This window comes from Microcoleus sp. MOSTC5, assembly GCF_036701825.1.
In the GTDB taxonomy this organism is placed as follows: Bacteria; Cyanobacteriota; Cyanobacteriia; order Cyanobacteriales; family Microcoleaceae; genus Microcoleus; species Microcoleus asticus.
The window spans coordinates 129060-139823 of record NZ_JAUBRK010000013.1; the positions used below are offsets into that span (position 1 = coordinate 129060).

Genomic DNA, 10764 nt, shown 5'->3' on the forward strand with positions numbered 1-10764 from the left:
GCCAATCGATGATTTTTTTAGCTAAGATGTTGGCAATATACCAATTATAGCTTGTAAAAGTATAGTCATCTATTACATGACATGGGAGGCATCAAGTCCCTCCCCTTTCTTTTTTACTTCAAGCGGATTAACCCGCCTCGGCTGAACTACGCAGCTCTCTATCCCATCGCTAAAAGCATTTGGGACTGCTTTTCTCAAAATATTATAAGATCCATTAACATCAGCGTTAATTAATCGACCGCTCGATGTTTTGTACAATCCTCTCTTAATTCGTTTACCGCAAAACTTGACACGATCGGCATCATTCTCCCCGCAAACAGGAATCGGGTCTAAATTCAGGAAACTGGATCTAGAAGTATACGATTCTTCCTGCACCATCACTCTTATTCCCACCAATGCAGCCTTATATTCCAACATCTCAATCAATCGAGCATGAGGAACTGTTACGAAGTTCTGATTAGTTTGTTTCCCTAAATTTATCTCGTTTTTCCATTGTACATTTTTACCAATTACCAGAGTTCCCATCTTTCGTTCTCTTAAAATATTAATGATGTCACGACTGGCATGGTGTAAGTAATTATCGATTTTCTGGTTTCGACAACGAGTTAGGCGTTGAATCCGTGATGAAGTTTTACGCAGACCTTTTAACTGAAATTGTAACTGTGCTTTACGTTTGTTGTAGAATTGATTAATTGATTTCAATGGTCGCCCGTTAATCAGCAGAGGGGTAAAGCCCGGCTGATTTGAAGTTAACGCCATTAAATTATTCAATCCTAAATCAATACTAGCTATTAATTCTTTTTGGTTTTCATCCACGGTGGACTCCGGTTCACTTCGACTACGCTCAGCACAGGCATTGTAAATTACCTCAATTACATAGCAATCGCATTTGGGAACCAATCTAACTTGACAAATCTGCTCTTGTTCTATCTTAGTTTTAATTAAAATATTAGTCCCGGAAAGCTTGATAATTCCTTTCTTTAGTTGCTGGCGACTAATCGCCTGAATTGTATAGACGAGAATATTCCGACCCTTGACTTTATCTTTGTACTTTGGTAATTTCGGGCGACCCGTGAATTTCGTGGGTTCTCTTTTGTAAGCTTTGACTGCTTCAAAAAAAGACTTCCAATTCTTGTCCAATATCATTAATATTTGTTGACTTACCTTGGCTGGTAATTCCTTATATGCTTGATGAGACTTCATTAAATGGTTCATTTCGTTGTAATTTATATAACCCCATCCATAGACAAAACTCTGACGAATAATGTAGTTAGCGGCGTTGTACAAATTTTTCGATTTAAAGGCTAATCCGTCTATTTCAACAAAACGATTCTCGGTGGATTTAATGATGTGTCTCTCTGCTAGTTGCATTCAGACTCTCCATTTTTTAACGATCACAATAATTCTATCACTTGACCCTTATGACTATATGATACTACCATTGCTTACTACTGCTTACAAACTTAATAAAGTTTTATAATACTGGCTTCGGATGCTCGCAGTCGTCCGGCTCAAGTTGCCAAAACTTTACAGGGGCAATGTCGTTCGGTAAAGCCTGAAGATAAACCTGCCATCGCTCACCACCTGATGCTTAAAATTGGTTCCTTAGTGGAAGTGTACGCGCCCGATCGCCAGGACGTTAACGGTCGGTTGGGGCGCATTCAGTCAGTGGGCGAGAAAACGGCTACCGTGTGGATGCGGCACATCCCTACTCTTGCCATGAATTTGCATACCTTCAAACACTCGGCTCTTACTGCTGTATCGCTCGAAAATCAACCGGGACTTCAAGAAATTTGCGATCGCACTGGCCGACTTCACAAATTAGGAAATCTAGATCCGTTTGAAGTCGAAATTCTGAACTTGTTAGAAAGAACAACGGCTCTTACTCCCACCGAATTGCAGTATTTAGAACAGATTGAGAACAAACACAAGCTTGATTGAGTACCTTGCAACTATTTTTCCTTTTGGTAACAGCAATAACTTCGGAAATTTTAGTGGATTCACTTGACACTTCAAACACTGAGTCAATCAATTTTTGTTGAGCTGCTAATTGTTGCAGTGAATAACAAGCTATTGCTCGCACTCGCTCAGGAGACTTGCTAGCATTTTTGGCAGCAAACGGTCCCCAGAAAGCACTCAGTACAATCTTAATCTGTTCCGATATTGGGTAGGTTTGACTCAAACAGTAATCCCAAACCATCTTATCGAATGGGTCGTCTAGTGCAACTAAAACACCCGATATTTGTGACTGCACTTGCTTCTGATTTTGGTCAGGTAACGGCTGATTGTTCAAATTGGCAATCATAGATTTCTCCTGTTAAGCTAACTTATTTACATCCCATTCACGACTTTAGTATTTGCCCTCAAGGAACAAACTCTCGTTCTTGAGGGGAGCGAATCCACAAAGTACAAAATCCTTTTTGTGCAGGTTTACCCTCTACTGTCAGCGTCACCCCCAATCGATTTATCTCAGTTTCACACAGTTTTTTGCCACCTTTCTCGCTCAGCAAAGCTTGATTCCAGCTCATAAGTTGGCGAGCATATTTCCCTTCATTGCTTGTTGCCCACTGAATTGTATCCGCGTTCTTGCGAGCAAACTGACCCTCTTTGCTCAGCCCCCATTCGAGAGCTACAGCTTGTTCTAAAGTGAGCTGGCGCGGCCCTTTTGGGTCGAGTTCAGGCGGTGGAATGAACCGGGGCACAGCTAACCCGATAAAAGCGCCGATCGCCATTGCCCCTAACACCACCCCGCTCCCAAAAATCACCGACCAAATATCGTGAGCAACTTTCTCTAAAGCTGCTTGTCGCACTAGGGTGTAAACTGAGTTAGAAATGTGGCGATGTTGCACCTTAACAGCCGCTTTTCCCTGCCGTTCTAAAAACTCCCTGCTTTCTTTTTCCCAATTTTCAGTAAGCTGGCGAACTTGTTCCAGTTCTTGAGAAATAACAGCTTGAGAATCTTTCAAATCACCTTGCCATTGAGATTGCCAATTCTTGAAAAACTGGTCAATCTCTTGTGGTTTTTTTTCTAACAGCAGTTCGAGTTGACCTGTAGCCAGCAATACGATAAAAAGCGGGTCATTTTTATTGAGACCGTATCGGTAAGCTGTCTGAATGACATGAGAGCGAAATTTGGAGTCTTTGCCCTTGAGTACCTGGCTGATTAGTGACTCAGTATCTCTCTCGTACATGGGAGGGGCAGATAAAGGATCTCTGTTCAGAGCTTCTCTTTCCCTCGAATCATCGTCTATGAGTTCCCAAAACTCCTTTTCATTTAGCTTACTCCCATCTGATTTCAACTTTTCTTCTACTGCATATTCTGGGACTGTATCTGGAGAATCGGGCAAATTTTGCGAATTTTCAGCGGATTGTATGGAATTATTTTTGGTATTATTAAGTCTGCCCTCTTCCCTTGGCGTTTCCAATATCTCGCCAAACTCTTCAGAGTCAACTTCGGAAAGTTCTTCTAAAAGTCGATCCGACATTCAACCTCCTACCTAATCAAAATCCTAATCTCTATGCTGTTCTGCATCGCGCATTCTATAGTCTAATAGGCTTGGGATAAGAACAATCTGACTTCCTTTCACAAGTCTCTATCTCCAAAAAGTTAGTGAAATGAAATTCGTCTGAAAGCGCTAACCCAAGCGTATTGTTTTATAGTCGGAATTCACATTTTTGTCCTCCCATAACGAGTGCATTACACATCGACTGTAAAATTTACATTCCTGGACGTAAATTATCGGTTTAGACACTATCTGTAGTATTAAGATGTGTTTCGGCACACCCAGCCCGCTGGCCCAGTGGTGAAGAAGTTTTTGAAACCCTGGAAATCTCGTAGCGGGCGATCGATCAATCTTCTTCTTTTCAGAATTTAAACGCAATAAACAACGTTTATTGCTAATATCCAACGCCTGGGATAACACAACTGCGTTGATTGCACTCAGCCAGCGGGCTGGTTTCGGCACACCCTATCAGTAGAGTCTGTGTGTAAGCCTTAATTTAGATTCTTAAAAGCTTACGATACCTTTTTTACAAATTACAGCCTCCTGAGACTTTACCACCTGTTGCTTATTTGGTTACTCATTTTGTTGCTCATTTTCTATCTGCATTTCCTCATTTTTTTTTTGTTCATAGGGCGCGACGACTTCTTTTTTATTGCGATTGGGTGCGTTGTTAAACAAACCTACATCTTCTATCAGACGGAAACAGTCTTCCAGAAAAGTATGCAATCGCTGCTGACTAATCAAGAAGAATTCAGAGTGTTTCATTGCTTGAGAAAATGACAACCGCTTCGTATCAATAAACTTGCGCTCTCTTGCACTCAGAGCTGGCAAATCTACCACAGGAATTCGGTAATTATTAATGAGCTTGTTCATTTCCTTATGGCTTTGTACGTGCGACCAATCTTTGCAAACTCCAAAATTGCGGACAAAAATGTGATTGAGCTGACCTTCAAAGTAGTTGAAAGAGTCAATAAACATTTCAATGCTGTCCGTCGTGCCACCGCAAATAAACCACTTGCATACATCAACTCCTGACTGCTCTTTAAAATCAGGAGAGGTTAAATTAGCTTCGTCAATCCATTTGTTGATAATGCTGTAAACCCGAGCTGGTAAATTGACAATCACAGGAGTTTCTACTGCTGTTTCAAAAATAATATCGATATCGAAAAACTTCTCTTCATCTTCAACTAAAGCTACGATTTTGGCATTGTGTTCAGGATAGCGCTGCTGCACGTCAGGATTTTGAAAATCACCATCAATTAACGTGTACAGCAGTTCATACTTCTGATTGAATTCAACCAGAATCCGAGTTAGCATCGACTTGCCAACGCCACCTTTCTCGCCGTCAACCAAGTGAATCATGTTAGTCATTTCATTCCTCCTTGCTGGATGTCGGTGTCTATTCAAGACTTAATAATTTTTAACTAAAGCTAGGTCCGACCATTGCCGGATCGAAACCAGCTAAGTTAAATGCGCTGTTTTCAAACTCAACTTCTCCCGAAAATTCCTCGGGTTCTTTTTCTTCGGGCAAACTTGCTGGATTTGAACTCTCAGGGGCAGTTAATTCCGTAGCAATAGATGCACCTGAATTCGATAAATGAGGGAAAGTAGCTAAAGGAATTAAACCCGAAGAAATACCAGGGGCAATTACTCCTAACTCGGTACAGTTAAATCCCGCATCTCGGCAAACTTCATCTATCTGCCTGAGCAAAAAATTAATGCTTTCTCGCCTCAAATACTCTAACTCTGTACTAGAATGACTACCGCTATTGCGTAATGATGCTAACAGCCACCGCGCTTTGATTAGAGGTAAAATCGTTTCCTGGAAACTAAAAAAAGGATGATTTTGCAGGTAAGATAGCAAGATAGCGTCTTCGGAATCGGGCAAAACTTGACAGCGCCAGCAAAATTCCTTGTAACGTTTTCTAGGCATAATTCCTCACCTTCTTTCCAGCACCTCGGTAGGGCCCTCCCAATAAGAGAGCTGCATCTAAGTTTGCTTCAGACTCCTCTAATGAAGGTTCTGTATTGGACGACGGCTCATCACTCAATTTATTAGAATCATCTAAGCAGCTATCTTTGATACTTGAATCAGCCTTTTGTTGAGCGCAAATTTCACTGTTTTGTTCAGTAATATCTTCAGTATTGTGTTCAGTGGGTTCCTCAATTTTTTGTTCAGCGGGTTCCTCAATTTTTTGTTCAGTAATATCTTCAGTCTTTTGTTCAGTTGATTCCTCAAATTTTTGTTCAGTAGATGGCTCGGATTTAGCGTGAGTAAATTGCTCAAATTTTAATTTAGTAGGTTGTTCAGATTTTGGGTGAGTAGGTTGTTCAGATTTTGGGTGAGTAGGTTGTTCAGATTTGGGCTTAATAGATTGTTCAGCACATTCTTTTACACTCTGTATATCAGTTGGAGGGAGTGGAGCATCTCCTGAACTGGAAGTTGTATCTTCTGCCTTCTGAGAAGTTGCCGCAACAGACCTTTGCCTCAGTACCTCAAACTGAGATTTGAAGTAAGAAAATAGTCCGTAAACATCAGCTATGCGGCAACCTAAACCATCAGGGTCAAGTGTTTTTGGCACTGTTATACCTGCGTGCCAAGACAGCGAATAATGAGAAAACTGATTTCGCAGTTCTGGCTTCATATATTCAGAAGTACCCCCGCAAAATACAATTTCATCTAAATCGGGCGGCAGCACTTCATTAATCCAATGAGATAGCATTCGAGCGTAGTCGAAGCGAGACAGCTTGACTGCTTCAATCAATTGGTCAACTTCTCGATCTTTAGCTGTTTCCTCTCGATTCCGAGCAATTCGGTAAAAGTAAGGGCGGTTGTAGCTTACGCCCGCTTGAGCGATTGATAAAGCCAAACGGGAAGCATCGTAGTTAGAGGTTCGCTCTTGAACTAGATCCACCAACCTTACCATTCCTAAGTCTGAAGTTTTGCCCTTACCGACAGCACCGCGTGCCGAAACTATTACCGAAGCATTGCGAAATCCTACCATAACAAAGGCAGTTACCCGCTGCTTGAAGGCTGAACCTAAATTACTGTTGTGGATCAAAGCAATGCCGCCGCCTTCTTGCAAAGCTTGGGTTTTGTCCAGGGTAACGGAGAGCTTGCCTGTGGGTGTTTCAAATGAAGCAGAGTATTGACTTAATAGCTCAAAAAATTGCTTGGAGTCATTAAATTCGCCTGGGGGCAAGAAAACGGAGAGCGCAGCGCTGAATTGATTGCCTAAATCTAACTTCCGCGACACTACCCACAAAGCTGCTAGAGCTTTGTACAAAGCGCTACTGTACTTCAGTCCCGCTAAACCGATGTGAGCATTGAATTGCGCTGCTGCTAGGTAGCCAACGGCTCGGCATTCATTACCAATTGCCACCCAAGCAATATTTTCGGGAGATGCTGATGCGAGGTTGGGTTGTGTGAAACAATTGGCTATGTCTTGGCTCACTGGCCCCACCTGGGATTCCATTACAAAGGAGCTTGCTTTACTGCCTGCTTGCGAGCTTTGGCAGAAAACTCTAGTAGATAAGCCGCCAAAATCTATAGCCAGAATTGCATCTGGTATTGAGGATTTTTTCTTCATAAACGCTGGCTTTTATTACGTTATAAAATGATAGTATTGGCTTCAGTTTAAATCTGACCTCACCAATTCCGGTGATTTTGGATAATTAAAATAGCCCCCTCCAAATGGCGGGGACAGGCTGCCTTTCAAGGAAAACATCTCGGTTTGTGTCGGTTGCTTTGCGCTTCCTACAAATAGCAACTATGTCAAGGTTAGGCTAAGATGAAAGGCGAAAGATTGATTTTGATAACTATCCTGTCTTCGTTTAACTCAAGCTGAGCGGGGAGTTCTGGAGCTTCAAAGAAATAAATTGGGTACGGTAATCTTCGGGCAGCTTGATTTGATGTTGCCGCTCGAAACTTTGCAACTCGGCTTCCGCAAGCGTTTGCCTCAGTTTGTATTGGTGAGAATCTGCGCGTGTTCCGTGCAGATTTTTATCTTCTTGCTGCAAGGGTTGAAGCAGTTCTGCTAATTCTTTAATATTCTTTGATATTTTCAATTGCCGATTCCAGAGAGCAATCCATCATATCCCAGTCAATGCCATCATCGGGGAACAGCGATAATTGTCCGGGCGAGACGTTGGATTGCCCGCGGTTGTGATAGGAAAGATGGCAGGCAGTACAAAGCGCGACTAAGTTTTCGAGGCGGTTGTCCTCCGGTATTCTGTTGCGGTGGTGCACGGTTAAAGTTAATTTCAAGCGCTCCGACTTGGTTAAGCCGCTTTTAGTACCTGGTTGCAGACATTGTTGGTTACACTTAGCGCAGCGCCAAAGAGCGCTTTCTTTCACCGAGAGCGCAATTTCTTGCCAATTGTCGGGATACCTCTTTGGTTTTGCCATAGTTTATTTCTCACAATTGGCACGATCGCTTTTGCTGTATTTTATAGACTAGGAATTCCTCTGCTGTCTAGATTCCCAGCGATTTCTCCAAGTTTCGTTAAACTGGTCAACGGTGTAAGGTTCTGACGGCAATAATTCAGTCAAAGAGGAGTAGCAGCGATCGATCAGAAGCTCTTCCCATTTGTTTGCGTACTCTTGGGATAAGGAATCGCCCTCAGACCAATCCCGATGAATCAACCCTTTTTTTTGGTGGGAAAACTCCCGCTACTCGTGCTGTTCAAAAGGAAGTTCCAAGTCTTCAATTGCAGAACGAATTACACGCCAAAGCACGATCCCCTTCTTCGCTAGAGCCAAAGGACGTACCCCACACATTGAGAACTGCTGTAATTTGATAAACAGAATTTGGTTCTCTCAAAAATGCGATGAAAGTGCTGGTACTTTCAGGATGCAATTGCTTGTTATCGTAAACAACTTGACTAAAAAGCCCATTTAGTAATCAAACTACCTAAATACTAGCTAGCTTACTTAAAAAACCATAATTCTTTATTTAACTTATTCAATCTTAACCAGAAAGTTAAGTCCATAAATGCTCTAGAGAGCAAGTAACGATCGCCATTATCAAAACAAAACCGCTGCGAGCCATCGCCTCAAACCGAATCATCCATCCACCCGCAAGCCAAACAATCCCAATGCACCGGGGGCGTTTCATACTGGGGGAACGGGCGTTCACACCGGGGACACCGGCCAGTAAACAGCGGGTGCGTGTCCAGCAGGTCTAACTGTTGCAAGGCGCGTCCACCGCTGCCGGGGTTGCAGGATAAGTTCGTCGCCATAGTAGCTCACCCCTTCGGGTTCCCACAGTTCCTCCGGTTCGGCGTCGGGGTTTTCTCGAAAGTCAATGCAAGTATTGGTGTCAGGGCCTGCGGGATGCACGGCACAGATGAGGTATGGGTTGCGGCCCAAGAGGAGACAGCGATGGCTCCGCCCCGGATGGAGCCTACGCACTCAGGGAGTTTGGGCATGGCGGGTCTGTGGGGTTTTGGTCTGGGTTTAGTTTCCCAAAATTTGGGGGGTTAGCGGCGCGAGCACTCGCGTCAAAACACCGCTGCTTTACCCGCATCAAGGATTCGTTGCAAAAACTGGACTAATTGGGCAAAGCAATCGGGGTTATTTTCAAACAACAATTCCGCAAGCATTATTGAATGTTTGGTTTTCCTAAACTTGACCCGCGCGGACGAGAATCTGGCAAATATAGCCTTTCTCAGGTAAATGATCTAGAATGCAATTGATGCTGTTATTGCACTTCATTTATATGAAAAAGACTATAGGTTCTGTGAATCTCTTAAAAGTTTGTAAACAAATTGCGCTATTTGTGAGCTTAACGCTGTTATCTCTGTTGGGTGTCAAAACCACCTCTGCGACGCCCTCCCAAACAACTTTACAGGCTCAAAATTGCCCCTACGGAGGCAAGCCTCGACCCTTTGCTCAAATCGTTACCAAAACAGATCCCCTGACTATCCGTTCTTCCCCCGACGGTCCGGTTATCGGCTTAGTTCCTAAAGGTTGGCAAGTCGTTACGGGCGATCGAGATGCAACAGGACAGTGGGTAAAGATTGGCGGTGAATATAGTCCTAGCCCTCAAAATCTGAGTGGAGGGCAGTTTGCAAATGCGCCTGATTTCCGAGTGGGCTGGGTAAATAGAGCTTATCTCAAACCTTTGGGCAATTTTTGCGAAAAACCCCTGAAAATACAGCGGGGCGAATTAAAAGGACTGTCGCAAGAACGGCAAGTTTTGATTCATGAAGATTGGCTGCAAATAGCAGATAGAATCGCCGGCAAAGACTCTCAAAAATAACGCTAATTTTTAATATTTGACCTAAAAACCAGTTTAAATACGAAAAATAGGTCGTTTTTTAAACTGGTCACTTTGGGATTTATACCGAAATAATAATCCTGGTTTGTTCTGCGACAGCTTATGACAAAATTGAGCGCTCGAACGGCAATCAAATTTAAACGAGTTTTACAAGTTGCGGCAACAGTCCCAGGAAATTACCACCGCTTTTTGCAAGCCGGACTAATTGATTTCCAGTCTGATTTCCCACAACTTGTCCCCCATTGGCAAACAGCTTTTGCTAATTTGCAGCCCGTTGACAAACAAACAATCCGGCAAAATCCCGGGTTATTTCTGGCGAATGCTGAGGATTTAGTTTACCGAGGAATGACTAGCGGAACTTCCGGTCAATCTTTTACATACTTTGCCGGAAATGAGTGGAATGAAGCGCGTTTGTTGGCAAGAAAACGTGCTTTAGCTTGGTGGGGAATTGACGAAAAAGTCCCCATTATTAACCTTGCCAGCCGTTTGCAGCCGCTGCGAGTTAACGATATTGCCTTAATTGGAAATATTACGCCGGATTTCCTGCAAAATTTGGGAAAACTGTTGCATAACAAATCGGCTGTCATTCGAGGTTATCCCAGTCGTTTGTGTGAAGTGGCTGCTGCTATTTGTGGACATTCAATGCCGACGGTTTTAGGAGTAATTTGTACGGGCGAGGTTTTATTTGAGTTTCAAAAACAATTACTGCAATCTGTTTTTCAAGCTCCAATTATTAACGAGTACGGTTGTCAAGAAACAGGGATTTCCGGTTTGAGTTGTCCTGAATGCGGGCGGCTGCATTTAGATATAGATCGATGTTTGTATGAAGTTATTGACGGTGAATTAGTCACTACAGATTTATACAATCATACCATGCCTTTTGTTCGCTATCAGTGCGGCGATCGCATTCAATTAAATCCTGATGTTTGTCCTTGCGGGCGTTCGGGATTAACAGCAAAAATTCTCGGCCGCAGTCAAGA

The 10764-nt window shown here is 43.0% G+C and carries 13 protein-coding genes; 3 read left to right on the forward strand and 10 right to left on the reverse strand.

The genetic code is table 11. The annotated features are described in order from the left end of the window. Positions 1–72: 72 nt before the first annotated feature. Positions 73–1371 (reverse strand): transposase, encoded by a 1299-nt coding sequence (locus QUA54_RS09685; protein ID WP_333414345.1) that lies wholly within the window; start codon positions 1369–1371, stop codon positions 73–75. A gap of 216 nt (positions 1372–1587) precedes the next feature. Here QUA54_RS09685 and QUA54_RS09690 point away from each other — a divergent pair, with 216 nt between their 5' ends. Further along, positions 1588–1941 (forward strand): hypothetical protein, encoded by a 354-nt coding sequence (locus QUA54_RS09690; RefSeq protein WP_333414347.1) that lies wholly within the window; start codon positions 1588–1590, stop codon positions 1939–1941. Here QUA54_RS09690 and QUA54_RS09695 read toward each other — a convergent pair. The 9 genes from QUA54_RS09695 to QUA54_RS09735 form a co-directional block, all read right to left on the reverse strand. Further along, positions 1883–2305 (reverse strand): hypothetical protein, encoded by a 423-nt coding sequence (locus QUA54_RS09695; protein ID WP_333414349.1) that lies wholly within the window; start codon positions 2303–2305, stop codon positions 1883–1885. The two genes, QUA54_RS09690 and QUA54_RS09695, sit on opposite strands and share 59 nt — an antisense overlap. Positions 2306–2363: 58 nt before the next feature. After that, on the reverse strand, positions 2364–3485 hold the full coding sequence (locus tag QUA54_RS09700) for a DUF6753 family protein (protein ID WP_333414351.1): 1122 nt from the start codon (positions 3483–3485) through the stop codon (positions 2364–2366). A gap of 591 nt (positions 3486–4076) precedes the next feature. Then, on the reverse strand, positions 4077–4874 hold the full coding sequence (locus tag QUA54_RS09705; RefSeq protein ID WP_333414353.1) for a mobilization protein MobD-like protein: 798 nt from the start codon (positions 4872–4874) through the stop codon (positions 4077–4079). A 49-nt stretch (positions 4875–4923) separates the two neighbouring features. Beyond that, the gene (locus QUA54_RS09710) at positions 4924–5436 is read right to left on the reverse strand and encodes a hypothetical protein (protein WP_333414355.1); all 513 of its coding nucleotides are present in this window, start codon (positions 5434–5436) and stop codon (positions 4924–4926) included. Beyond that, positions 5429–7093 (reverse strand): hypothetical protein, encoded by a 1665-nt coding sequence (locus QUA54_RS09715; RefSeq protein WP_333414357.1) that lies wholly within the window; start codon positions 7091–7093, stop codon positions 5429–5431. Before QUA54_RS09715 ends, QUA54_RS09710 begins: the two co-directional genes overlap by 8 nt. Positions 7094–7337: 244 nt before the next feature. After that, positions 7338–7571 (reverse strand): SMI1/KNR4 family protein, encoded by a 234-nt coding sequence (locus QUA54_RS09720; protein ID WP_333264400.1) that lies wholly within the window; start codon positions 7569–7571, stop codon positions 7338–7340. Then, a complete protein-coding gene (locus QUA54_RS09725; protein WP_333414359.1) occupies positions 7549–7911 on the reverse strand; it encodes an HNH endonuclease in 363 nt (120 codons plus the stop codon). Before QUA54_RS09725 ends, QUA54_RS09720 begins: the two co-directional genes overlap by 23 nt. Before the next feature lie 574 nt (positions 7912–8485). Beyond that, entirely contained in the window at positions 8486–8620 is a 135-nt protein-coding gene (locus tag QUA54_RS09730; RefSeq protein WP_333414361.1) for a hypothetical protein, read from the reverse strand. A 17-nt stretch (positions 8621–8637) separates the two neighbouring features. Next, positions 8638–8874, reverse strand: coding sequence for a hypothetical protein (locus tag QUA54_RS09735; RefSeq protein ID WP_333414362.1), 237 nt, complete (start codon positions 8872–8874; stop codon positions 8638–8640). A 349-nt stretch (positions 8875–9223) separates the two neighbouring features. Between QUA54_RS09735 and QUA54_RS09740 the strand changes: the two genes are divergently transcribed. After that, positions 9224–9766: a hypothetical protein gene (locus tag QUA54_RS09740; RefSeq protein WP_333414364.1), complete on the forward strand. Its 543-nt coding sequence runs from the start codon at positions 9224–9226 to the stop codon at positions 9764–9766. A gap of 120 nt (positions 9767–9886) precedes the next feature. Then, positions 9887–10764, forward strand: an 878-nt coding sequence (locus tag QUA54_RS09745) for a hypothetical protein (protein WP_333414365.1), incomplete at its 3' end; no start/stop codon positions are given.